General features: G+C 72.5%; 24 protein-coding genes. 14 read left to right on the forward strand and 10 right to left on the reverse strand.

Features of this window, described 5'->3' with window-relative positions; genetic code table 11:
• The first annotated feature begins 5 nt into the window (after window positions 1–5).
• The 4 genes from ACRWNP_RS07930 to ACRWNP_RS07945 are packed head-to-tail and all read left to right on the forward strand — an operon-like array spanning window position 6 to window position 3,972.
• On the forward strand, window positions 6–929 hold the full coding sequence (locus ACRWNP_RS07930; protein WP_431960305.1) for an ABC transporter permease: 924 nt from the start codon (window positions 6–8) through the stop codon (window positions 927–929).
• The gene (locus tag ACRWNP_RS07935; RefSeq protein WP_431960306.1) at window positions 922–1,917 is read left to right on the forward strand and encodes an ABC transporter permease; all 996 of its coding nucleotides are present in this window, start codon (window positions 922–924) and stop codon (window positions 1,915–1,917) included. Before ACRWNP_RS07930 ends, ACRWNP_RS07935 begins: the two co-directional genes overlap by 8 nt.
• A complete protein-coding gene (locus tag ACRWNP_RS07940) occupies window positions 1,917–2,939 on the forward strand; it encodes an ABC transporter ATP-binding protein (RefSeq protein ID WP_431960308.1) in 1,023 nt (340 codons plus the stop codon). Before ACRWNP_RS07935 ends, ACRWNP_RS07940 begins: the two co-directional genes overlap by 1 nt.
• Window positions 2,923–3,972, forward strand: a complete 1,050-nt coding sequence (locus ACRWNP_RS07945) for an ABC transporter ATP-binding protein (RefSeq protein ID WP_431960309.1) — start codon at window positions 2,923–2,925, stop codon at window positions 3,970–3,972. Before ACRWNP_RS07940 ends, ACRWNP_RS07945 begins: the two co-directional genes overlap by 17 nt.
• A 223-nt stretch (window positions 3,973–4,195) precedes the next feature.
• On the opposite strand, the gene ACRWNP_RS07950 is transcribed toward ACRWNP_RS07945, so the two are convergent.
• From ACRWNP_RS07950 to ACRWNP_RS07970, 5 genes are all read right to left on the reverse strand, one after another.
• On the reverse strand, window positions 4,196–5,266 hold the full coding sequence (locus ACRWNP_RS07950; RefSeq protein ID WP_431960437.1) for an ABC transporter ATP-binding protein: 1,071 nt from the start codon (window positions 5,264–5,266) through the stop codon (window positions 4,196–4,198).
• Between the two features lie 35 nt (window positions 5,267–5,301).
• On the reverse strand, window positions 5,302–6,393 hold the full coding sequence (locus ACRWNP_RS07955; protein ID WP_431960310.1) for an ABC transporter ATP-binding protein: 1,092 nt from the start codon (window positions 6,391–6,393) through the stop codon (window positions 5,302–5,304).
• Window positions 6,394–6,430: 37 nt separating this feature from the next.
• Window positions 6,431–7,408 carry an ABC transporter permease gene (locus tag ACRWNP_RS07960; protein ID WP_431960311.1) on the reverse strand — a complete coding sequence of 326 codons (978 nt, stop codon included), beginning with the start codon at window positions 7,406–7,408 and terminating at the stop codon, window positions 6,431–6,433.
• A gap of 72 nt (window positions 7,409–7,480) precedes the next feature.
• Entirely contained in the window at window positions 7,481–9,262 is a 1,782-nt protein-coding gene (locus ACRWNP_RS07965) for an ABC transporter substrate-binding protein (protein WP_431960312.1), read from the reverse strand.
• 86 nt (window positions 9,263–9,348) lie between these two features.
• Entirely contained in the window at window positions 9,349–10,377 is a 1,029-nt protein-coding gene (locus ACRWNP_RS07970) for an ABC transporter permease (protein WP_431960313.1), read from the reverse strand.
• 457 nt (window positions 10,378–10,834) lie between these two features.
• Between ACRWNP_RS07970 and ACRWNP_RS07975 the strand changes: the two genes are divergently transcribed.
• A complete protein-coding gene (locus tag ACRWNP_RS07975) occupies window positions 10,835–11,827 on the forward strand; it encodes a hypothetical protein (RefSeq protein WP_431960315.1) in 993 nt (330 codons plus the stop codon).
• Here ACRWNP_RS07975 and ACRWNP_RS07980 read toward each other — a convergent pair.
• On the reverse strand, window positions 11,824–13,956 hold the full coding sequence (locus tag ACRWNP_RS07980; RefSeq protein ID WP_431960316.1) for a prolyl oligopeptidase family serine peptidase: 2,133 nt from the start codon (window positions 13,954–13,956) through the stop codon (window positions 11,824–11,826). The two genes, ACRWNP_RS07975 and ACRWNP_RS07980, sit on opposite strands and share 4 nt — an antisense overlap.
• Before the next feature lie 188 nt (window positions 13,957–14,144).
• Here ACRWNP_RS07980 and ACRWNP_RS07985 point away from each other — a divergent pair, with 188 nt between their 5' ends.
• The 7 genes from ACRWNP_RS07985 (at window position 14,145) to ACRWNP_RS08015 (ending at window position 20,648) form a co-directional block, all read left to right on the forward strand.
• Entirely contained in the window at window positions 14,145–14,339 is a 195-nt protein-coding gene (locus ACRWNP_RS07985) for a hypothetical protein (protein WP_431960318.1), read from the forward strand.
• A gap of 50 nt (window positions 14,340–14,389) precedes the next feature.
• The gene (gene mshB / locus ACRWNP_RS07990) at window positions 14,390–15,283 is read left to right on the forward strand and encodes an N-acetyl-1-D-myo-inositol-2-amino-2-deoxy-alpha-D-glucopyranoside deacetylase (protein WP_431960319.1); all 894 of its coding nucleotides are present in this window, start codon (window positions 14,390–14,392) and stop codon (window positions 15,281–15,283) included.
• Window positions 15,280–15,636, forward strand: coding sequence for a DUF6113 family protein (locus tag ACRWNP_RS07995; protein ID WP_431960320.1), 357 nt, complete (start codon window positions 15,280–15,282; stop codon window positions 15,634–15,636). The genes mshB and ACRWNP_RS07995 overlap by 4 nt, the downstream gene beginning before the upstream one ends.
• A 398-nt stretch (window positions 15,637–16,034) precedes the next feature.
• The gene (locus tag ACRWNP_RS08000; RefSeq protein ID WP_431960321.1) at window positions 16,035–17,933 is read left to right on the forward strand and encodes a hypothetical protein; all 1,899 of its coding nucleotides are present in this window, start codon (window positions 16,035–16,037) and stop codon (window positions 17,931–17,933) included.
• Window positions 17,934–18,069: 136 nt separating this feature from the next.
• Window positions 18,070–18,849, forward strand: coding sequence for an ABC transporter permease (locus ACRWNP_RS08005; RefSeq protein ID WP_431960322.1), 780 nt, complete (start codon window positions 18,070–18,072; stop codon window positions 18,847–18,849).
• A gap of 13 nt (window positions 18,850–18,862) precedes the next feature.
• Entirely contained in the window at window positions 18,863–20,110 is a 1,248-nt protein-coding gene (locus tag ACRWNP_RS08010) for a sensor histidine kinase (RefSeq protein WP_431960323.1), read from the forward strand.
• Complete coding sequence (locus tag ACRWNP_RS08015) at window positions 20,040–20,648, forward strand: response regulator (RefSeq protein ID WP_431960324.1); 609 nt, start codon at window positions 20,040–20,042, stop codon at window positions 20,646–20,648. The genes ACRWNP_RS08010 and ACRWNP_RS08015 overlap by 71 nt, the downstream gene beginning before the upstream one ends.
• 127 nt (window positions 20,649–20,775) lie before the next feature.
• On the opposite strand, the gene ACRWNP_RS08020 is transcribed toward ACRWNP_RS08015, so the two are convergent.
• Entirely contained in the window at window positions 20,776–21,600 is an 825-nt protein-coding gene (locus tag ACRWNP_RS08020; RefSeq protein ID WP_431960325.1) for a transglutaminase-like domain-containing protein, read from the reverse strand.
• A gap of 10 nt (window positions 21,601–21,610) precedes the next feature.
• Window positions 21,611–22,636 (reverse strand): GNAT family N-acetyltransferase, encoded by a 1,026-nt coding sequence (locus ACRWNP_RS08025; RefSeq protein WP_431960438.1) that lies wholly within the window; start codon window positions 22,634–22,636, stop codon window positions 21,611–21,613.
• A gap of 113 nt (window positions 22,637–22,749) precedes the next feature.
• Between ACRWNP_RS08025 and fdxA the strand changes: the two genes are divergently transcribed.
• Together fdxA and dapC are read left to right on the forward strand one after the other, a co-directional pair.
• Window positions 22,750–23,070 (forward strand): ferredoxin, encoded by a 321-nt coding sequence (gene fdxA / locus ACRWNP_RS08030; RefSeq protein ID WP_018561461.1) that lies wholly within the window; start codon window positions 22,750–22,752, stop codon window positions 23,068–23,070.
• A gap of 94 nt (window positions 23,071–23,164) precedes the next feature.
• Window positions 23,165–24,277 (forward strand): succinyldiaminopimelate transaminase, encoded by a 1,113-nt coding sequence (gene dapC / locus ACRWNP_RS08035; RefSeq protein WP_431960326.1) that lies wholly within the window; start codon window positions 23,165–23,167, stop codon window positions 24,275–24,277.
• A 77-nt stretch (window positions 24,278–24,354) separates the two neighbouring features.
• On the opposite strand, the gene ACRWNP_RS08040 is transcribed toward dapC, so the two are convergent.
• Window positions 24,355–24,768 carry an ATP-binding protein gene (locus ACRWNP_RS08040; RefSeq protein WP_431960327.1) on the reverse strand — a complete coding sequence of 138 codons (414 nt, stop codon included), beginning with the start codon at window positions 24,766–24,768 and terminating at the stop codon, window positions 24,355–24,357.
• Window positions 24,769–25,053: 285 nt separating this feature from the next.
• Window positions 25,054–26,049: a heavy metal transporter gene (locus tag ACRWNP_RS08045; protein WP_431960328.1), complete on the reverse strand. Its 996-nt coding sequence runs from the start codon at window positions 26,047–26,049 to the stop codon at window positions 25,054–25,056.
• Between the last annotated feature and the right edge of the window lie 2 nt (window positions 26,050–26,051).

A 26,051-nucleotide genomic window follows, 5' to 3' on the forward strand; every position in this document is an offset into this window, starting at 1 on the left:
CGCCCATGGGACGGTACGTCGTCCGCCGTCTGCTGCAGATGATCCCGGTCTTCGCCGGCACCACCGCGCTGATCTTCGTGCTGGTGTACGCGCTCGGCGACCCGGTCCAGGCCCGTTGCGGGGAGCGCGCCTGCGACCCCGCCACGGCCGCGCAGATCCGTCACGACCTGTATCTCGACCACCCGCTGTGGCAGCAGTACCTGCGCTACATGGGGCAGATCTTCCGGGGCGACTTCGGGATCGCATGGAACGGACAGCCGGTCACCGAGCTGCTGGCCTCCGCCCTGCCGGTCACGTTGCGGCTGACGATCCTGGCCGTCCTCCTCGAGATCGTCATCGGCATCACCCTCGGCGTCCTGACCGGCCTGCGCCGCGGCCGCCCCGCGGACACCGCGACGCTGCTCGGCACCCTCGTCGTCATCTCCGTGCCGACCTTCGTCACCGGCTATGTGCTGCAGTACCTGCTCGGCGTCAAGTGGAACGTCATCTCGCCCTCGGTCTCCTCGCAGGCACGGTTCGACGAACTGATCGTGCCGGCGTTCGTGCTGGCCCTGACCTCGCTCGCCTACGTCACCCGGCTCAGCCGCGCCTCCGTCGTGGAGAACGTCCGCGCCGACTACGTCAGGACCGCCGTCGCCAAGGGGCTGCCGCGCCGCCGGGTGATCACCCGTCATCTGCTGCGCAACTCCCTCATCCCGGTGGTCACCTTCATCGGCACCGACATCGGGGCACTGATGGGAGGGGCCGTCGTCACCGAGCGCATCTTCAACATCCACGGCGTGGGCTACCAGCTCTACCAGGGCATCCTGCGGCTGGACTCGGCGACCGTGGTGGGCTTCGTGACCATCCTGGTCATCGTCTTCCTCCTCGCGAACCTGCTGGTCGACCTGCTCTACGCCGTCCTCGACCCGAGGATCCGCTATGCCTGAGCCGCGCAACCACCCCGACGAGGCCGTGGAGCCGGCCGGCGGGACGGGAGCCTCGATGGGGCTGGGCCAGGACGAGGCACGCACCCTGGAGCGGGCGCCGGCCTCCGGCGGGGCACCGTCCCCGTCGGGGCCCGGGCCGGAACGGCCGCGCAGCCTGTGGTCGGACGCCTGGCGTGACCTGCGGCGCAACCCGGTCTTCGTGATCGCCGCGCTGATCATCGTCTTCCTCGTCGTCATCTCCCTCTGGCCGCAGCTCATCGCCCCCGGCAACCCGCTCAGCTGCAACCTGGACAACTCCCAGAAGGGCTCGTCGCCCGGCCATCCCTTCGGCTTCGACACCCAGGGGTGCGACGTCTACACCCGCGTCGTCCACGGGGCGCGCGCCTCGGTCACCGTGGGCATCTGCGCCACCGTCGGAGCGGCCCTGCTCGGCGCGCTGCTCGGCGGCCTCGCCGGCTACCACGGCGGCTGGGCCGACGCGGTGCTCTCACGGGTGAGCGACATCTTCTTCGGCATCCCGATCGTCCTCGGCGGCCTGGTCTTCCTGTCCGTCGTCGCCAGCACCACCGTCTGGCCGGTGGTGGGCTTCATCGTGCTGCTCGGCTGGCCGCAGATCGGCCGCATCGCCCGCGGCTCGGTGATCACCGCCAAGCAGAACGACTACGTCCAGGCCGCCCGCGCCCTCGGCGCCGGCAACTCCCGTGTGCTGCTGCGGCACATCGCGCCCAACGCCGTCGCGCCCGTCATCGTCGTGGCGACCATCGCGCTCGGCACGTACATCTCCCTGGAGGCCACCCTGTCCTACCTCGGCGTCGGGCTGAAACCGCCCACGGTCTCCTGGGGCATCGACATCTCCCAGGCCTCCACGCAGATCCGCAACGCCCCGCATATGCTGCTCTGGCCGGCCGGGGCGCTGAGCGTGACGGTGCTGGCCTTCATCATGCTCGGTGACGCGGTGCGCGACGCCCTCGACCCCAGGCTGCGCTGATGGACGCGGGAGCGACGGCCACCGCGGCCCAGGACGAGCCGCTGCTCGAGGTACGCGACCTGCACGTGGAGTTCCGCACCCGCGACGGCGTCGCCCGGGCCGTCAACGGGGTCTCCTACGCGGTGCGCCCCCGCCAGACGCTCGCGGTGCTGGGCGAGTCCGGCTCCGGCAAGTCGGTGACCGCGCAGGCCGTCATGGGCATCCTCGACTCGCCGCCCGGGTTCGTCACCCGCGGCGAGATCCTCTTCCACGGTGAGGACCTGCTCACCATGGGCGCCGAGGAGCGCCGCAAGGTGCGCGGCGCCAGGATGGCGATGATCTTCCAGGACGCGCTGTCCGCCCTCAACCCGGTGCTGACCGTGGGCGAGCAGCTCGGCGAGATGTTCCGGGTCCACCGGGGGATGTCCCGCAAGGACGCCCGGGCCAGGGCGGTGGAACTGATGGACCGGGTGCGGATCCCGGCGGCGCGCGATCGCGTCGGGCAGTACCCGCACCAGTTCTCCGGAGGCATGCGCCAGCGCATCATGATCGCGATGGCGCTCGCCCTGGAGCCCGAACTGATCATCGCCGACGAGCCGACCACCGCCCTCGACGTCACCGTGCAGGCACAGGTCATGGAGCTCCTGGCCGAGCTGCAGCGCGAGTACGGCATGGGCCTGATCCTCATCACCCACGACCTCGGCGTGGTCGCCGACGTCGCCGACCACATCGCGGTGATGTACGCCGGGCGCATCGTCGAGACCGCGCCCGTCCACGACATCTACCGCAGGCCGGCGCACCCGTACACCAAGGGCCTGCTGGAGTCGATCCCGCGCCTGGACCAGAAGGGCCAGGAGCTCTACGCGATCAAGGGCCTGCCCCCGAACCTGCTGCGCATCCCGTCCGGCTGCGCCTTCCATCCGCGCTGCCCGCTGGCCCGGGAGGTGTGCGCCACCGACGAGCCGGAGCTCTACCGGATCAGCGCCCGGCGGGGCAGCGCCTGCCACTTCTGGAGGGAGTGCCTCGGTGAGCGGCGGCGGTGAGCCCGTGCTCCAGGTGCGCGGGCTGTACAAGCACTACCCCCTCACCCAGGGGATCCTCTTCAAGCGGCAGACCGGCGCGGTGAAGGCGGTCGACGGTGTGGACCTGGACCTGTACCGGGGCGAGACGCTCGGGGTCGTCGGCGAGTCCGGGTGCGGCAAGTCCACCGTGGCCCGGCTCCTGGTCCACCTGGAACGGGCCACCAAGGGGCAGATCCTCTACAAGGGCGAGGACATCACCAAGCTGTCGGGCCGGGCCCTGAAGGCAGTGCGCCGGAACATCCAGATGGTGTTCCAGGACCCGTACACCTCGCTCAACCCGCGGATGACGGTCGGCGACATCGTCGGCGAGCCGTACGCGATCCACCCCGAGGCCGCGCCCAAGGGCGACCGGCGCCGCAGGGTGCGCGAACTGCTGGACGTCGTCGGCCTGAACCCGGAGCACGTCAACCGCTATCCGCACCAGTTCTCCGGCGGCCAGCGGCAGCGCATCGGCATCGCCCGCGGCCTGGCGCTGCGGCCCGAGGTCATCGTCGCCGACGAGCCGGTCTCGGCGCTGGACGTCTCGGTGCAGGCGCAGGTCGTCAACCTGATGGAGCGGCTGCAGGACGAGTTCGACCTCTCCTACGTCTTCATCGCGCACGACCTGTCGATCGTCCGCCACATCTCGGACCGGGTGGCGGTGATGTACCTGGGGCGGATCGTCGAGACCGGCGACGACACCCAGATCTACGAGCACCCCACCCACCCGTACACCCAGGCGCTGCTCTCGGCGGTGCCGGTGCCGGACCCCGGCGCGCGCGGGCGCCGCGAGCGCATCATCCTCAGCGGCGACGTCCCCTCACCCGCCGATCCGCCGTCCGGCTGCCGCTTCCGCACCCGTTGCTGGAAGGCGCGGGAACGCTGCACGCTGGAGGTGCCGGCGCTGGCGGTGCCCGCGGTCTTCCGCGGTGTGGACTCCCCGGCGGCACACGACAGCGCGTGCCACTTCGCCGAGGAGAGGACGGTGGTGCCGCCGGAGCCCCGGGGCGAGTGAGCCGAAGGGGCGCGGCCGGTGCCGGAAGGGAGAGCACGCCAAGGTCCCGGGGACGAGGGACCGAGCACGGCCGGCCTCCCCCGGCCCGGCGGCTGGGGGTGCCCCCATCGCCGGCCGGGGCGCCCCGGCGGCGGACCGAGCCACGAGAAACCCGGCCCGCGCCCGGTGGTGCAGGGGTGTGGGCGCGGGCCGGGCTCGGAGCGGAGACGTCTGTCGGCCCGGGTCAAGGGGTCTTGTCGGCGGGCGTCTCCTCGAGCGCGGCGAGCGCGGGGTCGAGGACGACGTCCTCGCCCCGTGCCGCGGTCGTCGGCTCCTCGGGGAAGTGGCACGCGCTCAGGTGCCCGTCCCGGTTCCCTTCCAGCCGGACCAGGGGCGGTTCCTCGGTCGCGCACTTGTCCTGCGCCTTCCAGCAGCGCGTACGGAAGCGGCAGCCGGACGGCGGAGAGACGGGCGAGGGCACGTCGCCGGCGAGGCGGATGCGCTCGTTGGCCACCCGCTCGTCCGGGTCCGGCTCGGGGGAGGCGGACAGCAGCGCGTGAGTGTACGGGTGGCGGGGCCGCTCGTAGATGTCCCGGCGGTCGCCGATCTCCACGATCCGCCCGAGGTACATCACCGCCACGCGCTGCGAGAAGTGCCGTACCACCGCGAGGTCGTGGGCGATGAAGAGGAAGGCGATCCCCAGTTCCCGCTGCAGGCGCTGCAGCAGGTTGACCACCTGGGCCTGGATCGACACGTCCAGTGCCGAGACCGGCTCGTCCGCCACGATGAGCCTGGGCTCCAGCGCCAGCGCCCTGGCCACCCCGATGCGCTGCCGCTGGCCGCCGGAGAACTCGTGCGGGAAGCGGTTGTAGTGCTCGGGGCTCAGGCCCACGGTCTCCAGCAGCTCGCGCACCCGCTTCTCGCGACCGCCCGGCGGGTTGATCCCGTTGATCTCCAAAGGCGCCGAGACGATGTGCCCCACGGTCTGCCGCGGGTTCAGCGAGGCGTACGGGTCCTGGAAGATCATCTGGATCTCGGAGCGGATCGGGGCCAGTTCCTTGCGCGAGGAGTGCGCGATGTCCTTGCCGCGGTAGCTGATCCGTCCCGCGGAGGGCTCCAGCAGCCGGGTCACCAGCCGCCCGGTGGTGGACTTGCCGCAGCCCGACTCGCCGACCAGGCCCAGGCTCTCGCCCTCGGCGATGCTGAAGTCGATGCCGTCCACGGCCCGTACGTCGGCCACATGGCGCTTGATCAGGAAGCCGCTCCGCACGGGGAAGTACTTGCGCAGACCGGTCACTTCGAGCAGCGTGCTCATGGTCTCCCTCGGCGCGTCGTCCTGCTGCGGGATGCTCACGGCGCACCTCCGCCGAGCCGCGGCCGGATCTGCCCGGCGAAGATCTCCCGCTTCCGTTCCTGGCCCAGGTGACAGGCGGAGCCGCGCCGCTCGCCCTCCGGCAGCCCGGGCCGCACGGTTGCGCAGCGCCCGCCGCCGACCTCCTCGGCGAAGGCGCACCGCGGATGGAAGGGACAGCCGGAGGGCGGGTCGAGCAGGCTGGGCGGGGTGCCGGGGATCGGGGACAGGGGCAGGTCCACCGGCGCCGACAGCCGCGGGATGGACGCCAGCAGGCCCCAGGAGTAGGGGTGTTCGGGAGTCCGCAGGATCTCGCGCACCGCGCCGCGCTCCACGCAGCGCCCCGCGTACATCACCATCACGTCGTCCGCCGTGTCGGCCACCACGCCCAGGTCGTGGGTGATGATGATGATCGCCGTGCCCGTCTCCCGCTGCAGATCCTTCAGCAGGTCGAGGATCTGCGCCTGCACGGTGACGTCCAGCGCCGTCGTCGGCTCGTCGGCGATGACCAGCTCCGGGTCGCAGACCAGCGCCATCGCGATCATCGCGCGCTGCCGCATGCCCCCGGAGAATTGGTGCGGGAAGTCGTCCACCCGCAGCCGCGGCTGTGGGATGCCCACCCGGGTGAGCATCTCGATCGCACGCTCCCGGGCAGCCTTCTTCGAGGCGCCCATGTGTTTCATGTAGGGCTCGGCGATCTGCCGGCCGACCGTGTAGTACGGCGAGAGCGCGGTGAGCGAGTCCTGGAAGATCATCGCCATCTTCCGGCCGCGCAACCGTTCCAGGGTCCGCTCGGAGGCGCCCGTCAGCTCCTGCCCGTCCAGCACGATCTCGCCGCGGACGGTGGTGTTGCGGGGGTTGTGCAGGCCGAGGACCGCCAGGTTGGTGACCGACTTGCCGGAGCCGGACTCGCCGACGATGCCCAGGGTCCTGCCGCGCTCCAGGTCGAAGGAGAGCCCGTCGACGGCCTTGACCACGCCGTCCTCGGTGGCGAACTGCACGTACAGGTCGCGGACCGACAGGAACGGCCCGGACGGTGCGGGGTCCCCGGGCCCGGGCGGCCCCGCCTCGGTCTTGGTGAGGATGCTCAACTGTGCTTCTCCTCTGCGTGCCGGCAGGCGTCCCGGCTCACGAAAGCCTGATCCGCGGGTCGATGAGGGCGTAGGCGGCGTCGACGACGATGTTGCAGACGACGATGATCGTGGCGCCGATCAGCATCACTGCCATCTCCAGCGGCAGGTCGCTGCGGAGGACGGCCTGCACGGACAGCAGGCCGAGGCCGTGCAGTCCGAAGGTGACCTCGGTGATGATCGCGCCGCCGAGGACGGAGCTCAGGTCGATGCCGAAGACGGTGATGATGGAGGCGGCGGCGCCGCGCAGCGCGTAGCGCAGGAACACGTAGCGGGAGGACATGCCCTTGGCGCGGGCCGCCCGGATGTGGTCCTCGGACATCTGCTCCACCATCAGCGAGCGGGTCTGCCGGCTGTAGTTGGACCAGAAGATCACTGACATCACCAGGCAGGGCAGGATCAGCCCCCGCACCGAACCCCACGGGTCGTGCGACCAGTCGGGGTCGTGTCCGCGGTCCAGGAGGTGCCAGCTGGTGGCGAACAGGCCGATGGCGATCGGTCCGAGGAAGTAGATCTGAACGGAGTTGCCGACCAGCGAGACGCCGCTGGCGATCCGGTCGAAGGCCCTGCCCTGCTGCCAGGCGGCGACGAGCCCGAGGCCGACGCCGATGGCCAGGAAGGCGGAGGCCCCGCCGACGGCCAGCGACAAAGTGGTCGGGTACCGGTCGGCGATGGTGTCCCAGACGAGTTGCTGGTCGGCGAAGGAGTAGCCGAAGCACGGCGCCGGGCAGTGGCCGACGGGCATGTCGCGGCCGGCGAAGATGCCGACCATGAAGTGCCAGTACTGGGTCCAGATCGGCAGGTCCAGGCCGAGGTTCTTGCGGATCAGGGCCACGTTCTGCGGATCGCAGTTCTTGCCGCAGGACAGCAGTGCCGGGTCGGACGGCAGGAAGAAGAAGAGGAAGTACGTGATGGCGCTGATGAGCAGCAGGATGACCACGGCGCCCAGCGCTCGGCGTACCAGGAAACGCAGCATGGAACAGGCTCTTCCGTCGGGGCACCGGTCCCGGCCCGGGGAGGGGCCGGGACCGGCGCGGGTACGCTGGAGCTACTGCTTGACGTAGATCGTGCTCGGGTTGATGGCGCCGTAGACCTGGTTGTAGCTGACGCCGCCGAGGCCCGAGCCGTAGATGTTGAAGAACTTGTCGAAGATGAACGGGATCTGCGACGTGTCGTTCTTCAGCACGTACTCGGACAGGGTGCGCCACTCGTCGTTCTGCTTCGTGATGTCCGTGATCGCCAGGATGCGGTCGATCTCGGAGTTGACGTGCTCGTCGTTGAGGAACGAGTAGTTGTTGGTGCCGTCGGCGAGGTTGCGGCCGTCCATGGTCGGCGGGACCACGGTCGAGGCGCTCGGCCAGTCCGCGCCCCAGCCGGTGCGGTAGAGGTCGTACGGGGTGTCGAGCTTGCCGACCACCGTGTAGTAGGAGGTCTGGTCGATGGCCTTGCGCTGGACGTCGAAGCCGGCCTTCTCCAGGGCCTTCTCCAGGGTCAGTGACACGTTCTGCCAGCGCGGGGTGTTGGCGTAGGCGAAGGAGAGCTTGACCTTGCCGGTGACCCCGGCCTCCTTCAGCAGCTGCTTGGCCTTCTCGATGTCACCGGCCGGCTTGTCGAGCTTGCCGAAGGGGTCGTACTTCTTCCAGCCGGCGACGGTCGGGCTGAGCAGGGTGGTGCCGAGCTCGCCCTGGGCGCCGCCGCCGAAGGCCTGCTGCACCTGGGTCATCGGGAAGGCGTACATGATGGCCTGGCGGATCTTGGGGTCCGTGATCCGCTTGGTGTTGATGTTCATGACCTCGACGTACGGCTGGTACTCGTTCACCGTGCGCGACTTGTACTGGGCGTCCGTCGTCAGGGTCTGCATCTTCGACGGGTCCGACGAACCCCAGAGGTTCACCGCGTACTTGTCGTTGCCGTTCTCGGCGGCCAGCCGGTTGGTCAGGCCCGGCTCGGCGATGCCGAGCTGGAAGTTCCAGGTGTCCGGGTAGGCGTTGCGGATCGGGTCGCTCTTCGGGTCCCAGTTGGGGTTCCGCTCGAAGACCAGCTCCTTGCCCGGCTTGTAGCTCGCGATCTTGTACGGGCCGGTGGCGACCGGGTGGTTGTTGTACTTCTGCTTGTCGTCCTTGGCCTTCGGCACCGGCGAGATGTTGGGCATCGCCGCCGCGTAGGGAGCGTCGGCGTGCGCCTCCATGAAGTGGAAGACGATGGTCTTGTCGTCCGGGGTGTCGATCTTGTCGGAGGGGATCTCCTTGCCCTCGTACGGACCCGCGTACGCCTTGCGGTAGTCGGGGCCGAAGAGCCACTTCTGGATGTACTGCGGGCCCTGCGTCTGGTAGTCGGCGAACAGGCGCTCGATGCCGTACTTGACGTCCTTGGAGGTCACCGGGGTGCCGTCCTCGAACTTCAGGCCGTCCTTGAGGGTGTACGTCCAGGTCTTCGCTCCGTCGGACGACTTGCCCGTGTCGGTGGCCAGGTCGCCGACCAGGATCGTCTTGCCGGTCTTCGCGTCGATCTTGTAGCCGGTCAGCGAGCGGTTGTAGAGCAGCTGCACCGAGAGCTGGTCGCTGACGTACTGCTGGCCGGGGTCGAGGTAGTCGAAGCCCGCCTGGGAGAGGTCGTAGGCCGTGCCGCCCTTCTTGGCCCCCGGGACCTCCGGGGCGGGACCCTTGGAGTCGGCGGCCGTGCCGATGCCGAAGTTCTGCACGGTGGCCTTCTTGCCCTCACCGCCGCCGGTGCCCGTCCCCCCGCCGCCACCGCTGCTGCACGCGGCGGACAGTGTCAGAGCCCCCAACGCCAGGAACGCGGAGGCGTAACGCGCCTTGCGAATTCTCATTGATCCCTGCCTGTCAGTGAACCGAACTGCGGATACCGGCGTGCCCGGTCTCCCCCCACAGGGGCCCGGCGCGGCGGCTTGGACACCTAGCGCACGGTCTTGGGATCGAGTGCGTCCCGGACCGAATCCCCGAGCAGGTTGAAGGCGACCACGAAGATCACCATGGCGATGCCGGGGAAGAACATGAAGGTGACATCGGACTCGTAGTACGCCGCGGCCTGCTGGAACATCAGTCCCCAGTCCGGGGTGGGCGGCAGAATTCCGACGCCGAGATAGGAAAGGCCCGCCTCGGCGGTGACGTTCACCGGGAGCAGCAGGGTCGCCTGGACGAGGATCGTGGACCAGATGTTCGGCAGCAGTTCCTTGCGGATGATCCGCGCCGACGAGGCGCCGCTGATCCGCGCGGCCTCGATGAACTCGCGTTCGCGCAGGCTCAGCACCTGGGCCCGCACCAGCCGGCCCACGCTCATCCAGCCGAGGACGAACTGGACGATGACCAGCGCCGCGATACGGACGTAGGTCGGCTCCTCGTCACGGGGGGAGACGAACAGCGCCACGATCACCGGCGTGAAGGCGATGAAGAACAGCTGCTGCGGGAAGGACAGCATGAGGTCCGAGAACCGGCCCACGAAGTAGTCGGTACGCCCGCCGAGATACCCCTGGACGAGCCCGATGAGCACGCCGACGACGACGGAGACCGTGGTCACGGCGAGGGCGATGCCCAGCGAGGTGCGGATTCCGTAGATCAGCAGGGTGAACACATCGCGGCCGAGCTGCGGCTCGAGGCCGAACCAGAAGTCCCCGTCGATGCCGCCGTTCGGCTTGAGCGGGATCCCGTAGCTGTTGAGCAGACCCAGGTCCTGGCCGTACAGGTCGTAGGGGTTCTTCCCGTAGAGCTTGGAGATCAGCGGCGCGCCCAGCGCGATGACGATGTAGAAGAGCACCACGCCGGCGCAGAGCATTCCGGTGCGATCGCGCCGGAAACGCAGCCAGGCGAGCTGACCCGGGGATCGCCCGACGAGTTCGGAGGGTTCTTTCCCGGTGCCCTCGACATCGGCGGGGGCCTCTGCCGGAACGGGTTCCGGCCGGTTTGCGGCCGTGCTCGGACTGGACATGTCATCTGCCCCCGCACCAAAGAGTTTTGGTGGCGCCTGTGGGCGCCCGTGGCTAGCTAGCCGGTATTGGGCAATGGATTTGGCGGCCAGTCAAGAGGATGAAGCGACCGGAAGGCGAGATCGCCGTTATCTTGGGGCAAGGTTTTGCATATTGTCGCGAACGCGTGCTTGACAGCTTCCGGGTCGCTCCGGCGAATGCGGAGGATTCAGGATGAAACTCTTTTACACGCAGGCAACTTGATTGACGCATCACCGATATACGGACGTGTCACGCTGAACAGCGTACGGCCGTGCGGGTGCCGTGGGCCGGCCGGGGTGATCATGTCACCCCGGCCGGCCGCCGTGCGTCCCCGGTGAACGGTGGACCGCCCCGGTGCGTATCTCCCCGGAAGGCCGAACGACAGCTGCCGGAGCGGCCGGGGAGGTGGCCATGCGGCAGGCGTATCGACTCGGAGGGATGGTCTGTGCCGTCCTGGGGGCAGCCGAGGCGGTCTGGCTGGGCCAGGACCTCGTGCAGTTCCGGGCGGCGGGCGCCGTCAGGGTGTGGGCGGGGCTGGCGGTGCCGGCCGGCGGGGCGCCGCTGGTGACCTCCACCGTGGACCTGCTGCTCCTCGGGCTCTACGCGGCCGCCGCGGTCGCGTCCCTGAGGCCCGGCGGCGTCGGGGTCCTCGGGGCGGCCGCGGTGATCACCCTGGCGCTGCGCACCCCCACGGCGTACCTCCTGGCCCCCTCCTCGGGCGGCAGTCCGCCCGGCCTGCAGGGGGCCCTGCTGCTGACCGCGGGCGGGCAGATCGCCGGGGCCCTGGTGCTGCTCCTGGTCGTACGGCGCACCGGCCAGGACGCGCCCGCCCCGCCGCGGCCCGCGGCGGGCGTGCTGGCGGGGATGCTGCTGCTGGTGGTCGCGCTCATCGCCGGCGTCCTGGAGTTCTCCCGGCGGTCCGACCCGGCGGCGCTGCGGCCGCCGGGCTTCTTCTGGCGCACCGCCAAGGGCGGCTACCTGGTCGGCTCCCAACTGGGGGCGCCCTACGAGTGGCTGGTCTGGGCGACCGCCGGGCTGGCCGCGGCCGCGGGCCTCGCCGCGTTCGCGCGGGCCCCGTTCGCCCGGCCGCTGGGCATCTGCGTGGCCGGGCTGCTCGCCACGACCGCCGTCCCGGTGATCGGCACCTCCCGGATCGACGCCCCGGGCGCCGACGACTTCGCCGCCGCGTTCGCGGTGGGCGCCGCGCTGGTGGTGACGCTGCTGCTGGCCCCCGGCGACCTGGCGGCGGTGGGCGTGTCCGGCGGTGACCCGTACGCGGAGGCGGAGGTCCCCACGGCCGCCGGCACCCTGTCGATGCCGCTGTACGAGCAGACCGCCGTCCTCCCCGTCTTCGGCGCCTACGGGCAGCAGCAGCCGCCGCCCGGCCCCTCCTCCGAGGCGCGGGCGGCGTACCTGCAGGACCCGCCCTAACCCCGCGCGACCCCCAGGGAACGCTTCAGGAACGCGACCTGGAGGAGGAGCAGGTTCTCGGCGACCTCCTCCTGCGGGGTCATGTGCGTCACCCCGGACAGCGGCAGCACCTCGTGCGGGCGGCCGGCGGCCAGCAGCGCGGAGGACAGGCGCAGGGTGTGCGCGGCGACCACGTTGTCGTCGGCGAGGCCGTGGATGATCATCAGCGGCCGGACCTCGTCCGCCGGGTCGGCCAGACCGGCGTCGGTGACCAGGGAGTTGGTGGCGTACACCGCCGGCCGCTGTTCGGGGTGGCCGAGGTAGCGCTCGGTGTAGTGCGTGTCGTACAGCCGCCAGTCGGTGACCGGCGCGCCCGCCACCGCGGCGTGGAAGACGTCCGGGCGGCGCAGCACCGCGAGCGCCGCCAGATAGCCGCCGTAGGACCAGCCGCGGATGCCCACCCGGGTGAGGTCCAGGGGGTAGTGGCCGGCCAGCGCGTGCAGCGCGTGGATCTGGTCGTCGAGCGTGACACCCGCGAAGTCGCCGGCGATCGCCTTCTCCCAGGCGGGGGAGTGCCCGGGGGTGCCCCGGCCGTCCGCGACGACCACCGCGAAGCCCTGGTCGGCCAGCCACTGCGCCTGCAGGTAGCCGCGCTGGGCGCTCACCACCAGCTGGCCGTGCGGTCCGCCATAGGGGTCCATCAGCACCGGCAGCGGCCCGTCGCCCTCCCGGTGCCCCGAGGGGAGCAGCACCGCCACCGGCACGCCGCGCTCGCCGGCCCCGACGAGCACCGGGCGCGCGGTGAGGACCGGGGTCTCGGCGTGCGAGGCGATCTCCGCCACCTGCTCGCCGTCCCGCAGCACCCGGACCGCCGTGGCGGCCGACTCCAGGGACGCGGAGGACAGCACCGTGACGGCCCCGGCCCGTACCGCGGAGTGCACGCCCGGCGCACCGCTCAGCCGGACCGCGCCGGCGGGGCCTTCGCCGGCGCGGTACACATGAATCTCGCCGGTCTCCGGGTCCTTGGCGCCGTGCCCCGCGGAGGCCGCGAACAGCACGCCGTCGCCGTCCGTCCCGAGCACCGCGCGTACGTGCAACTCCGGTCCTGTCCAAGGCTGTTCGCCGACGAACAACGATCGTGAGCCGTTCTCGTCGGAGATCCGCACGAGGCGCTCGCCGGGCAACCAGGCAGGCACCCCGGGGAAAAGATCAAGCCAGATTTCGTCGCGGTCCCGGTGCACCTCCCGGGTGCCGCCGGTGGCGGTGTCCACTGCCAGGTACAGCTGCTCGCGCTGGTCGCGGGTCTGCACGAGCAGCAGCGGCGGACCCGCCGCCGACCAGTGCACCTGCGCGAGGTACGGGTAGCGCTCGCGGTCCCACTCCACCGCGGTGGCCGCACCGTCCAGCGTCAGCAGCACCAGAGTGACCTCGGCGTTCGGCGTGCCCGCCGCAGGGTAGGCCACCTCCGCCGGCTTCTGCCCGGGGTTGGCGGGGTCGGCGATCCACCAGCGGCGGACCGGGGACGCGTCCACCCGGGCCGCCAGTACGCAGGCGCTGTCCGGGGACCACCAGTAGCCGCGGCTGCGGGACATCTCCTCGGCGGCGATGAATTCCGCCAGCCCGTAAGTGACGTCCGGACCCTCGGGCCCGGCCAGCGCCCGGTCCTCGCCGCCGTCGGCGGCCACCACGCGCAGCGCGCCGTTCGCCACGTAGGCCACCCCGCGGCCGTCCGGCGACGGACGCGGGTCCACCACCGGGCCCGGCACGGCGATCTCCCGGGCCGTACCGGCCCGCAGCTCCGCGGTGAACAGCCGCCCGGACAAGGCGAACGCGGCCAGCTCCACCGCGTCGTCGGTCGCGTAGCCGACGATTCCGGCCGAGCCCTCCCGGCTGCGCTCCCGGCGCGCCCTCTCCTGTGGCGACAGCTCCTCCGCCGCGCCGGACAACAGCACCGCGGGGTCCGCCGCGACCCGCTCGGCGCCGGACTCCGGGTCCAGGACCCACAGCAGGTGCGAGCGGTCGGTGCCGGAACGGGAGCGCAGGAAGACGATCCGGCCGCCGTCCGGCGACACGGTGAAGGCGCGCGGGGCGCCGAGCGAGAACCGCTGCGTGCGGGCGTACTGCCGGGGGAACGAGAGCGCTTGCGTCATGGGTGGAGTGTGCCACCGCCCGCCGGTGAGCCCGGCGCACGCCAACCGCGAGATCCGGCCATGCGCCCCCGCGTGCTCCCGTGCGACGAGCTATGCGGTACGCCACAAAGTTATGATCCACTGCCGAGAGTGGGTAACAACCGGTTGGCAATTGCTGTCGGAACCTGACGCCCTGGAGGTGAGCCGCTGTGGCACTTTCGATTTCGGCGGTGCTGCTGCTGCTGATCGTCGTCTTCCTGCTGGTCAGGAAGGCCGGTTTGAAGGCGGGGCACGCGGTGGTCTGCGTACTGCTCGGGTTCTATCTGGCGAGCTCCTCCATCGCGCCGACGATCCGGGACCTCACCAACAATGTCGCGGGCATGATCGGGGACTTCAAGTTCTGAGCCCGTGGCTGCGCCCCGGTGAGCGGCGGGGCCTGCCCTAGGCTCTCCTCATGACCGCACTGCCCGCCCGCCGATTGCTGCTCGTCCACGCGCACCCCGACGACGAGTCGATCAACAACGGCGCCACCATGGCCAAGTACGCCGCCGAGGGCGCGCACGTCACCCTGGTGACGTGCACCCTCGGCGAGGAGGGCGAGGTCATCCCGCCCGAGCTGGCACACCTGGCCCCCGACCGCGACGACACCCTCGGCGCGCACCGGGCCGGCGAACTCGCCGACGCCATGGCGCAGCTCGGCGTCACCGACCACCGTTTCCTGGGCGGCCCCGGCCGCTTCCGGGATTCCGGGATGATGGGCGTGCCGCAGAACGACCGGCCCGAGAGCTTCTGGCAGGCGGACCTCGACCTGGCGGCCTCGTACCTCGTGGAGGTGATCCGCGAGGTCCGTCCGCAGGTCCTGGTCACCTACGACCCCGACGGCGGCTACGGCCACCCCGACCACATCCAGGCGCACCGCGTCGCCATGCGCGCCGCCGAACTGTCCGCCGAGCCGTCCTACCGGCGTGACCTCGGCGGCCCGCACTCCGTCGCCAAGATCTACTGGAACTGCATCCCGCGCCACGTGGTCGAGGAGGGCTTCGCCCGGCTGCGCGGGGCCGGGCGGCAGATCCCCTTCGAGGGCATCGCGACCGCCGACGACGTCCCCGGCGTGGTGGACGACGACCTGGTGACCGCCGCCATCGACGTGGAGGCCCGCTACGCCGAGCGGAAGGCCGCGGCGATGAAGGCCCACGTGACCCAGATCGCGGTGGACGGCCCGTTCTTCGCGCTCTCCAACGACCTCGGACAGCCCTTGTTCGGCGCCGAGTTCTACCGGCTGGTCAAGGGCGTTCCCGCGCCGGCCGGGAGCCTGGAGGACGACCTGTTCGCGGGGACCGGGGTATGAGGCGCGCCGCCTACCCCGTACTCGCGGTCCTGGGCGTGCTGGTCGCCGTCGCGGGGTCGCTGGTCCAGGCCGCCTGGTTCCCGGGCGGGTTGCTGCTCGCGCTCGCCGGGAGCGCGGCGCTCTTCCACGGCGGTGCCAGGCTCACCGGCACGCGGCTGGGCGCGGTGGTGCCGGCGGCGGTGTGGCTGATCACCGTGATGCTGCTCAGCTCCGCCCGGCCGGAGGGTGACTTCCTGTTCGCCAGCGGAATCAGCCCGTACGTCTACCTGTTGGGCGGAGCGATGGCCGGCGTGATGTCGGCCACCCTTGTGCAACCCCGTCCTCCCGCCGGTGGATCACTTGAGGCACGATAGGCGCCACGTTGCGTCCGTTGCGGAACGAGCGTCGCCCGTTTTGGCGGTTGGCGTCACATAAGCCCCTTTGATCAGGGCGGTCTCCATCCGGCGGGCGGGCGGCTTCGACGCGGCGCCCAGTATGGTGGTGCGCGCCGCCGGGCCACCCGCGGAAAGGCCGTGACGGGTGGCGAAGCGAACCGGGAGAGCCTGCTTTGAGTCGTGAAACTGATCGTCCGTCCCCCGGCCCCCAGGGCCGGGGCGGAGCCGCGTACCCGTCGGGTACCCCGCCGTACGGAACCCGACCGTTTCCGTCGCTGCATCCGCAGGAGGGCCCGCGCGACGGGGCCGCGGCCGGGGAGCCCGCTGCCGCTCCCGCCGCAGAGGAAACCAAGACCGAGACCACGCTGACCACCCGGGTGCGCATCAACATCCCCGGGTCCCGGCCGATCCCGCCGGTCGTCGTCCGCACCCCCGTCGAGGGCGGCGCGGAGGGCGAGGCACCCACCGGGTCCGCACCGGCCGCCGCCGCGGCCGAGTCGGCCCCCCTGCCGGCGGGCTGGACCGTCGGCGGCGGCACCGGGGCCGGTCAGGGCGCCCCGGCGCCCGCGCCGGAGCCCGCCGCGGAGCCGGCTCCCGCGCCGAAGAGCGAGAAGCCGACGAGCGACTGGTTCGCGCCGCGGAAGGCCGCCCCGGCGCCGGCCCCGGCGCCCGGTCCCGAGGCGGCGCAGGAGTTCGCCGCCCCCGAGGTCACCCAGCCGATGCAACGCGGCGACATCCCCGCCCAGCCCGGCCCGGCGGACCGCCGACCGGCCCCCGGGCCGGGCGCCGCACCCGCCGGACCCCGGCGCGGCGGCATCCCGTACCTGAACGACGGCGGGGTCGGCCCCGCGGGCCCGGGTGGTCCCGGCGGCCCCGTGGCGCCAGGTGGCCCGGCCGGTCCCGGTGGCCCCGTGGCGCCGGGCGGCCCGGGTGGTCCCGGCGGCCCGGCCGGTCCCGGACGCCCCGCCCCGGCGCCGCGCGCCTTCCCCGGCGGCCCCGGTGCGGGCCCGGCGAAGGGTCCCGGCGCCGGCGTGCCCTTCCCGGGGCAGCAGCCGCCGGCCGGGCCCACCGCGGGCCCGGTCACCGGGGAGATGAGGGTGCCCCCGGCGGCCCCCGCGGCCGGCCGTTCGCCCTACCCCACGCCGTTCCCGCCCTCCGCGGGCGAGCGGCTGTCCGGCGACACCGTCGTCGGCGGCATCCCGGCGGTTCCCCCCGCAGGGCCCTCCGCCAACCGGCAGGCCCCGCCCGGCGGCGAGATGTACCGCTTCGAGCAGGACGAGCCGGCGGCGCCGGCGAGTCGGCAGAGCACCGCGGAGCGCGAGGCCAAGGGCCGTTCCAAGCTCATACTGGTGGGCGTCGGCGTGCTCGGCCTGCTCGGCATCGCCTACGGCGCCGGACTGCTGATGGACCACTCCGACGTGCCGGCCGGCACCACCGTCTACGGCGTCGGGATCGGCGGCAAGTCCAAGGACCAGGCCGTCGCGCTCCTCGACCAGGCGCTCGGCTCCCGCAAGAACGCCCCGCTCACCGTCACCATCGGCGACGAGCGCAAGTCGCTCAAGCCCGCGGCCGCCGGTCTCGTCTTCGACACCGACGCGACCGTCCGCAACGTGGCGCACCGCGACTACAACCCGGTCACCGTCATCGGCTCTCTGTTCGGCGTCTCGCGCGCCGCCGACCCCGTGCTGACCACGGACAGCGAGAAGCTCCGCGCCCAGCTGGAGAAGCTCTCCCAGGGGCTCGGCGGCTCCGGCTCCGAGGGCATGGTCAAGTTCGTGAACGGCAAGGCCGTCGCGGTCCCCGGCAAGCCCCACCAGGGCGTGGACGCGGCCGCATCGATCGACGCCGTCACCGCCGCCTACGCCACGCAGGTCGCCACCGGCAAGGCGGGCGCGGTGAGCCTGAAGGTCACCACCGTCCAGCCCAAGGTGACCCAGGAGGCGCTCGACGAGGCCGTCAACGGCTTCGGGAAGACGGCCATGTCCGGGTTCGTCATGGTCCGGGCGGGCGCCGGGGCTCCCGTCCCGTTCAGCCCGCAGAAGTCGCTGTCGCAGATCCTCACGATGGTGCCGGACCAGGACGGCAACCTGACCCCGTACATCGACCGCAAGGTGCTCAAGGGCCTGTACGGCGGCGCCTTCGACGGTGTGCTGGTCGAACGCGGTGACGGCAGCAAGACCGCCGTCACCCCCGAGGACGTCGCCTCCGCGATGCTGCCCGCGCTGCAGACCACCGACACCGCCAAGAAGACGGTGACCATCGAGGGCACGTCCTGACCCCAGGTCGCGCGATCCGCGTGTGAGAGGTGTGGCCCCGGTACCCGTACCGGGACCACACCCATGACATCTGTCATCCGCGGGACAGGACGCCCGGCACTGCCGCGCGCACCCCGCCGTCCGCGACGCTGCTGCCATGACCGCAACAGTGTTCACCCACGTGAGCAAGAGCTTCGGTCAGGTCCGGGCCGTCGACGACCTGAGCCTGACCCTCCACCCCGGTGAGACCGTCGCCCTCCTGGGCCCCAACGGCGCCGGCAACTTCTCGGTGCTGTACCCGGTGCTGCTCTTCATGATCCTGACGGCGGGCCAGAAGGCGGCGATGGTGCCGTACTACATGGTCGCCATGTGCGCCTTCGGCGCCATGACCGCCGTGCTCATGGGCAACTCCGAGCGGATCGCCCGGGAGCGCGACAAGGGCTGGGTGCGCCAGTTGCGGCTCACCGCCCTCCCCGGGCGCGGCTACGTCCTGGCCAAGATCGCCGCGGCCGCCACGGTCAGCCTGCCCTCCATCGTGCTCGTGCTGCTCGCCGGCGGCGCCCTGAAGGGCGTACGGATGGCCGCCTGGCAGTGGGCCGGGGTGCTGCTCACCAGCTGGGCGGGGAGCTTCGTCTTCGCGGCGCTCGGCGTGGCCATCGGCTATGTCGCCTCGGCGGAGACCGCCCGTCCCGTCGCGATGATCGCCTACTTCGGGCTCGCGCTGCTCGGCGGCCTGTGGATGCCCTTCGACTCCTTCCCCGGCTGGCTGCGCGACATCGCGAACCTGCTGCCGGCCCGCCCGTACGCGGCACTCGGCCAGGCCGTCGAACTCGGCCGGGCCCCGCACGCGAGGGACATCGCCGTGCTGCTGGTCTACGGGCTGGTGTCCGGCGGGACAGCCGCTTGGATGTACCGCAAGGACACCGCGAGGACCTGAGAGGAGAAGGAACGTGGCCGTCGGAGCGACGCAGCAGCCGGAGGCCGCCGAGGCCCGGAACGCCCCGGCGATCGGCCGGGCCCCGGAGAACCGCCGCCAGGCCCTGATCAAGCTGGTCTGGGTGGCCATGTGGATGCTCTACCTCGGCGCCCCGGTCAGCGATCTCGCCGAGGGCGGCCGCGGCCTCACCGCGACCGTGCTCGGCTGGCTCGGGCTCGCCGCGTTCGTCGCCGTCTACCTGGGCATCGTCTTCCTGCGGACCAACGCCGAACACCAGCCGCGCCGGGTGTACGGGCAGCTCCTGCTGCTCGGCGCGCTGGCCCTGCTGATGACCCTCACCCTCGGCGACGACTTCCTCGTCCTGTTCGTCTACCTCGCCGTGGGCTGCGGGGCGGTGCTGCCCAGCCGCCAGGCGCACTGGGCGATCCCACCGGTCACGGCGGTGCTCGCGGGCGTCGCGGGACTCACCGGGGCGGGCGAGGGCCTGGTGATCTCGCTGCTCGTGCCGTGCCTGCTCGGCGGCTACGCCATGACCGGGGTGCGCCAGTTGGTGCGGACCACCCGCGAACTGCGCGAGGCCCGGGCGGCGGTGGCCCAGCTCGCCGCCACGGAGGAGCGGCTGCGGCTCGCCCGCGACCTGCACGACCTGCTCGGCCACTCACTGTCGCTGATCACCCTCAAGAGCGAACTGGCCGGACGCATGCTGCCCGGCCGCCCCGAGGACGCCGCCGCGCAGGTCGCCGACATCGAGCGGGTCAGCCGGCAGGCCCTGGTGGACGTCCGGGAGGCCGTCAGCGGCTATCGCATGCCCACCCTGGCCGCCGAGCTCGCCGGCGCCCGCGGCGCCCTGCGGGCCGCCGGCGTCCGCGCCGGGCTGCCCGCGACGGTGGCCGCCCCGCTCACCCCGGAGGCCGAGGGAGCCCTGGCCTGGGCCCTGCGCGAGGCCGTCACCAACGTCGTACGGCACAGCGGCGCCTCCCGCTGCACGGTCACCGTGGCCGAGGACGACGGCACGGTACGGCTCACCGTCGCCGACGACGGCCGTGGCGCCGGCCCCGGCGGCACACGGCGGGGCAACGGCCTGACGGGCCTGGAGGAGCGCCTGGAGCTCGCCGGTGGCCGTCTGGAGACCGCCGCGGACGGCGGCTTCACCCTCCGCGCCGTCGTCCCGGCCGACTACGCTCACGCCCATGATCCGGGTGCTGCTGGCGGAGGACCAGGCGATGGCGCGGGAGGCCCTGGCAGCGCTGCTGGGGCTTGAGGACGACATCGAGGTGGTCGCGCAGGTCGCCCGCGGCGAGGACGTCGTCGGCGCGGCCCGCGCCGCGGGCGTGCAGGTCGCCCTCCTCGACATCGAGATGCCCGGCGCGATGACCGGCCTCGACGCGGCTGCCGCGGTGCGGGCGGAACTGCCCGGGGTGCGCGTCGTCATCGTCACCACGTTCGGCCGGCCCGGGTACCTGCGCCGCGCCATGGAGGCGGGCGCCGACGCGTTCCTGGTCAAGGACGCGCCCGCGGGGGAACTCGCGGAGGCGGTGCGCGGGGTGCTGCGGGGGGAGAAGGTCATCGACCCGGTGCTCGCGGCGGCCGCGCTGTCGGAGGGGGCCGACCCCCTCACCCCGCGGGAGCGCGACGTCCTGCGCGCGGCCGCCGACGGGTCCCTCAACGCGGACATCGCCCGCCGCCTCCACCTCTCCGAGGGGACCGTCCGCAACTACCTGTCCACCGCGATCCAGAAGACCGCGGCCCGCAACCGCGCCGAAGTGGTCCGCATCGCGCTGGAGCGCGGCTGGCTCTAGCCGGTTCGGCTCCCCGTCCGACTCGCGCCCGAAGGGCGCGAGACGAACCCGTGCCCGAGAACCGGCGGCACCCCGGCACCCAGCACCGCCGACCGGGACCACCAGCACCGTTCGCACCCCTACGTGGTCAGTTCAGGAGCGCGCGGGCGGCCCGCGCCTGTCGCCGCAACGCCGTCGCGGCGGACGGCTCCGCCTCGGCGAGCACGTCCGCGTACGCCTCCATCTCCGCCGCGCCCCGCGCGAAGTCCCCCTTTCGCACCAGCAGTTGCGCGTGCTCGAAGCGCAGCCGCGCCGGATGGTGCGGCAGCAGCAGCGCCAGCTCGACCGCCCACAGTTGCGTGGCCAGGTGCTCCGGCCGCGCCGAGGCCCAGGCACGGATGTTGTTGAGCACGCGCAGCACGATGTCCAGCGGATCCGCCGGCTCCAGCATCGCCGGGGACGGCGCGGTCCCCGTCGCGCCCGCCACCAGCAGGCGCACGTCCTCCTCGCCGAGCCGCCGGCCGCCGTTGAAGGGGTCGGCCAGCACGAACCCGCCCGCGGGGTCGCCGAAGCCCACGACGAAGTGCCCGGGGAGGGCCACCCCGTGGACCGGCCCGCCGGCCCGCCGGACGACCTCCATCCAGATCACCGACAGCAGGATCGGCAGCCCGCGCCGCCGCCGCAGCACCTCATGCAGCAGCGAGGACTCCAGCCGCTGGTAGTCGGCGGGGGAGCCGCGGTACCCGCAGCGGCGGCCGAGGAGTTCGGCGGCGGCGGCGGCCCAGTCGGCGGGGGCGGCGAGGCCGTACGGCAGGAGCCCGGCGAGGCGGTCGAGTTCCATCTGCGCGGCGTCCGTCCCGGCCTCGTCGAGGGAAGGGTCGGCCGCGGCCCCGATGAGCAGGCACAGGTCCGCGAGGTCGGGGCGCGGCTCGCGGGCGGCCTCGGCGAAGCGCTGCCTGATGGCGTCGTCCATACCGGGTCGCTCACCCTCCCGCGGACAGCGGGCCGCGCCGGTAGTGGTAGGCGTGGTGGGTGGTGAAGCCCATCAGGTCGTAGAGGGCGATCGCGCCCTCGTTGCCGGTCTCGACCTGCAGGTACGCGCCGGAAGCGCCCTCGTCCAGGGCCTTGCGGGCGAGCGCGGCCATCACGGCCCGGGCCAGTCCGCGCCGCCGGTGGGACGGGGCCACCTCGACGGCTCCGAAGGAGGCGAACCGGCCGTCGACGACGCAGCGGCCGATCGCCGCGGGCCCGGTGCCGGCGATGTCGCCGTCTCCCGGCACCGTGGCGAACCACACCGAGGGGCCACCGCTCAGCACCTTCAGTGCCGCGTCGCTCAGGCCACCCGTGCGGTGGTAGCGGGCGAGCCATGCCGCGTCGGCCTCGCGGGACAGGCACACGGCCTCGGCGCCCGGCAGGTCCGCGATCGGCGCCAGGGCGGCCGTACGCAGCAGGGCGTGGCCCTCCGCCGTCCAGCCGAGGCCGTCCAGCGCCTCCGCCAGAGTCTGGTCGGAGTCCTCGCTACCCGTGGTGACCTGCACGTACGCCGGCAGGCCGCGGTCGCCGTACCAGCGGGCGATCCGCGCGACGGCCTCCGTCAGCGGGACACCGGGATCGCCGAGCGGCAGCACGGAGTTGGCGCGCCGGGTGAAGCCGCCGGCGGCCCGGAGCGTCCAGGCGCCCAGCCGGGCGGTCTCCGGTGCGGGCCAGCCGCGGCTGGCGGATTCCTGCAGTTCCCGGGCCGTCGCGCGGGGCGCGCGGGCGCCGCGACGCGCCGGTGCGTCGGGCACGATCTTGCCCGCCACCAGGGACGATTCCGCGATGTGGACGTTTTCGCCGTCCCGACGGGTGACAACAAGCACCCCTTCGTCCCACGATGTGAGAATACCGACGGCGTCGGCGAACACCGGCCGTCCCTCGACGATCTCCGCGATCCTGCGTACCGAAACGCGTTTGCCCACGTCAGAAGGGGTTATGCGCACCTCGAGCCGGCCTCCGGCGGTGAAATCCATGCTCATGACCGCCCCTCCTGTTCGTCTGCTGCCCAAGAACGGAGATACTAGGGGCGGGCATCGACGACGCCGCGCTCCCGCGCGAGACAGCCCTATCGAGGAGGAACGACAGCGTGACCTACGTCATCGCGCAGCCTTGTGTCGACGTCAAGGACAAGGCGTGCATCGAGGAGTGCCCCGTCGACTGCATCTACGAGGGCCAGCGGTCCTTGTACATCCACCCGGACGAATGCGTCGACTGCGGAGCCTGTGAGCCGGTCTGCCCGGTGGAGGCCATCTTCTACGAGGATGACACCCCGGAGGAGTGGAAGGACTACTACAAGGCGAACGTCGAGTTCTTCGACGAGCTCGGCTCGCCCGGTGGTGCCTCCAAGCTCGGGCTGATCGAGCGCGACCACCCCTTCATCGCCGCCCTGCCCCCGCAGGGCGAGTGACCCGAGAATCGCGGGCGGTCCCGCACGGCACGGCGCCGTGCGGGACCGCCGTGTTCCAGGCAGCGGCAGGCCGCGGGCCTGCGAGGAACGGAAAGTGAGCACCACCGTGGCGCAGCCAGTCTCGTCCAGACTCCCCGTCTTCCCGTGGGACCGGCTCGAACCGTACAAGGCCACGGCCGCCGCGCACCCCGGCGGCATCGTCGACCTGTCGGTCGGCACCCCGGTCGACCCGGTCCCGCACATCGTGCAGCGTGCCCTGGCGGGGGCGGCGGACAGCCCCGGGTACCCGACCGTGTGGGGGACGCCCGAGCTGCGCGCCGCCATCACCGGATGGGCCGCCCGGCGGCTGGGCGCCGCCGGGCTGACCGACGCGCACGTGCTGCCGGTCGTCGGCTCCAAGGAGCTGGTCGCCTGGCTGCCGACCCAACTGGGCCTCGGGGCGGGCGACAAGGTGGCCCACCCGCGGCTGGCCTACCCGACGTACGAGGTCGGGGCGCGGCTGGCGGGCGCCGAGCCGGTGGTCTACGACGACCCGACCGAGCCCGACCCGGCCGGGCTGCGGCTGCTGTGGCTCAACAGCCCCTCCAACCCCACCGGTCGTGTGCTGTCCAAGGACGAGCTGACCCGTGCCGTCGCCTGGGCGCGTGAGAACGGCGTGCTGGTGTTCAGCGACGAGTGCTACCTGGAGCTGGGCTGGGACGCCGCCCCGGTCTCGGTCCTGCACCCGGACGTCTGCGGCGGTTCCTACGAGGGCATCGTGGCCGTCCACTCGCTGTCCAAGCGCTCCAATCTGGCCGGCTACCGCTCGGCCTTCCTCCTCGGAGACCCGGCGGTGCTCGGCGAGCTGCTGCAGATCCGCAAGCACGGCGGCATGATGACGCCCGCCCCGGTGCAGGCCGCCACGGTCGCCGCGCTCGGGGACGACGCCCACGTGGCCCGGCAGCGGGAGCGCTACGCGCGGCGGCGGGCGGCCCTGCGGGAGGCCTTCGAGGCCGCCGGCTTCCGGATAGAGCACAGCGAGGCGAGCCTGTACCTGTGGGCGACGCGCGACGAGTCCTGCTGGGACACCGTCGCGGATCTGTCCAAGCAGGGCATCCTCGTGGCGCCCGGCGAGTTCTACGGCGCGGCGGGGGAGCGGTTCGTCCGGGTTGCCTTCACGGCCACCGACGAGCGGGTGGCGGCGGCGGTGCGCCGGCTGTCCTCCTGAGCCGCGAGGTCACCACGACGGCGCGAAGGGCCCGGGGAGCACCGCTCCCCGGGCCCTTTCGGCGCCGCTGTGGGGGGTCAGCCGCCGATGGGGAGCCCCTGCACGGGCAGCCGGCCGGCGGAGGGCAGGCCGCCCGGCAGCCCGGAGCCCTCGGCGGTCCTCCCGAGCTCCTGGGCGGCGCCGCCGACGGTCTTGGCGACCTGCGTCGCGGCGCCCCCGGCGGCCGGCTGGGCGCTCTTGGCCAGGCCGCCGACGGTGCCCGACGTGACGGGCAGCGCCTCCTGCACGGTCTTCACGGCGCCGGACTGCTTGGCCACGCCGTTCACGGTGCCGGTGAGCTCGGGGGTCTTGTCCACGTTGGTCAGCCCACCCAGGTCGCCGACCTGCGGCAGCTCGGCGGCGGACGCGGCACCGGCACCGATGAGAGGAGCCGCGGCCGCGCCGACCAGCAGGGCGGCCCGGGCGATCCGACGCGCGAGGGGGAGAGACATGGTGCTCCTTTTACGGAGAGACGACGGTTTCGACGTGACATGTCCGCGGGGCGGACGTCGTGACTACCGCGTGAAGGGGGTCGGAGGTTGCGGCCGCCAAGAGTAAAGACTTGGTAATGCGGACGGATTCCCGGGGTGGTGAAGCGGAGCAATTCGGACGGAGCCGGAAGTGCCGCGGAAACGTCGCAGCCCTAGATCAGAAGCTTTTTTCGCACCCCCGAACGAGGGGATTCACATCTGATGGGTTTGGCGTATCAATCACCCGCCTGGGGGTGAATGCCCGCACTATTGCGCGACGGTGATCCTGACGTCGCCCGCGGTCTCGCGCGCGGCGCCGGAATTCGACGCCGTCCACCCCCGTTCGGATGCCTTCGCCGACCACTCGCGGTCGTCGAAGGACACCTTCTCCACCTTCAGTTCATGCGCGTGGGCCACCGCCCACTGGGCCAGCTCCCAGCCCCGCCGGCGTTCGTCGCCGCGCTCCTCGTTCCCCGCCGGGGCGGACGGCACGGCCACCGTGCGCCGCGCCGGATGGCCGCCCCGCGCACCGTTCTTGGCGTCCCGCGCGAACTCGCCGTCCGGGTCCGCGGGCGTCTCGGTGGTCCGCGGCGCCACATCGGCCCCGAACTCCCGCACCAGCCGTTCCCGCACCTTCGCCGGGTCGCCCCCGGAGACCGTCCCCGCGGCCTTCGCGGTGACGCAGCTCAGCGCCCCGGCGTGCCGGCCGGTCAGCGCGCCGGCCAGCAGCGCGGCGTCCCCCTCGTGCTTGGCGTACGCCTGCGGGAAGCCGCTCTTCTGCACCTTCTGCGCGGCCACCGTGAGGGGGAGCCGGGAATACCCGTGGATCTTCACCAGCCCGTCGAAGAATTCGTTGGAGGCGTAGACCGGGTCCATGATCTGTGCGGCCGTGCCCCAGCCCTGCGAAGGGCGCTGCTGGAACAGCCCCACCGAGTCGCGGTCGCCGTGGTCGAGGTTGCGCAGCGCCGACTCCTGCATCGACGTGGCCAGCGCTATCGTCACCGCCCGCTCCGGCAGCCCGCGCGAGGTCGCCACCGCGGCGATCGTCGAGGCGTTCGCCGCCTGCTGCGGCTCCAGCGTCAGGCTGCCGGCCTCCGTGGTGACCGTGCAGGCCGGGCGGCGCGGACCGACGCCGACGAGGTGGTACGCGGCGTAGCCCGCGACCCCCAGCAGGACCAGGCCCGCGGTGACCAGACGGGCTGCGCGCCCCCGCCTGCGGGGGGCGCGTGCGGCGGGTGTCGAGGTCGACGGTGGCTTCGGCACGC

This window comes from Actinacidiphila sp. bgisy160, from assembly GCF_965342435.1.
Taxonomy (GTDB): domain Bacteria; phylum Actinomycetota; class Actinomycetes; order Streptomycetales; family Streptomycetaceae; genus Actinacidiphila.

Bases quoted from the DNA above. Each gene is read 5' to 3' on its own strand.
- ACRWNP_RS07930 (WP_431960305.1), top strand. From the start codon at position 6: ATGGGACGGTACGTCGTCCGCCGTCTGCTGCAGATGATCCCGGTCTTC.
- ACRWNP_RS07935 (WP_431960306.1), top strand. From the start codon at position 922: ATGCCTGAGCCGCGCAACCACCCCGACGAGGCCGTGGAGCCGGCCGGC.
- ACRWNP_RS07940 (WP_431960308.1), top strand. From the start codon at position 1,917: ATGGACGCGGGAGCGACGGCCACCGCGGCCCAGGACGAGCCGCTGCTC.
- ACRWNP_RS07950 (WP_431960437.1), bottom strand. From the start codon at position 5,266: ATGAGCACGCTGCTCGAAGTGACCGGTCTGCGCAAGTACTTCCCCGTG.
- ACRWNP_RS07960 (WP_431960311.1), bottom strand. From the start codon at position 7,408: ATGCTGCGTTTCCTGGTACGCCGAGCGCTGGGCGCCGTGGTCATCCTG.
- ACRWNP_RS07965 (WP_431960312.1), bottom strand. From the start codon at position 9,262: ATGAGAATTCGCAAGGCGCGTTACGCCTCCGCGTTCCTGGCGTTGGGG.
- ACRWNP_RS07970 (WP_431960313.1), bottom strand. From the start codon at position 10,377: ATGTCCAGTCCGAGCACGGCCGCAAACCGGCCGGAACCCGTTCCGGCA.
- ACRWNP_RS07975 (WP_431960315.1), top strand. From the start codon at position 10,835: ATGGTCTGTGCCGTCCTGGGGGCAGCCGAGGCGGTCTGGCTGGGCCAG.
- ACRWNP_RS07980 (WP_431960316.1), bottom strand. From the start codon at position 13,956: ATGACGCAAGCGCTCTCGTTCCCCCGGCAGTACGCCCGCACGCAGCGG.
- mshB (WP_431960319.1), top strand. From the start codon at position 14,390: ATGACCGCACTGCCCGCCCGCCGATTGCTGCTCGTCCACGCGCACCCC.
- ACRWNP_RS07995 (WP_431960320.1), top strand. From the start codon at position 15,280: ATGAGGCGCGCCGCCTACCCCGTACTCGCGGTCCTGGGCGTGCTGGTC.
- ACRWNP_RS08005 (WP_431960322.1), top strand. From the start codon at position 18,070: ATGACCGCAACAGTGTTCACCCACGTGAGCAAGAGCTTCGGTCAGGTC.
- ACRWNP_RS08015 (WP_431960324.1), top strand. From the start codon at position 20,040: ATGATCCGGGTGCTGCTGGCGGAGGACCAGGCGATGGCGCGGGAGGCC.
- ACRWNP_RS08020 (WP_431960325.1), bottom strand. From the start codon at position 21,600: ATGGACGACGCCATCAGGCAGCGCTTCGCCGAGGCCGCCCGCGAGCCG.
- ACRWNP_RS08025 (WP_431960438.1), bottom strand. From the start codon at position 22,636: ATGGATTTCACCGCCGGAGGCCGGCTCGAGGTGCGCATAACCCCTTCT.
- ACRWNP_RS08040 (WP_431960327.1), bottom strand. From the start codon at position 24,768: ATGTCTCTCCCCCTCGCGCGTCGGATCGCCCGGGCCGCCCTGCTGGTC.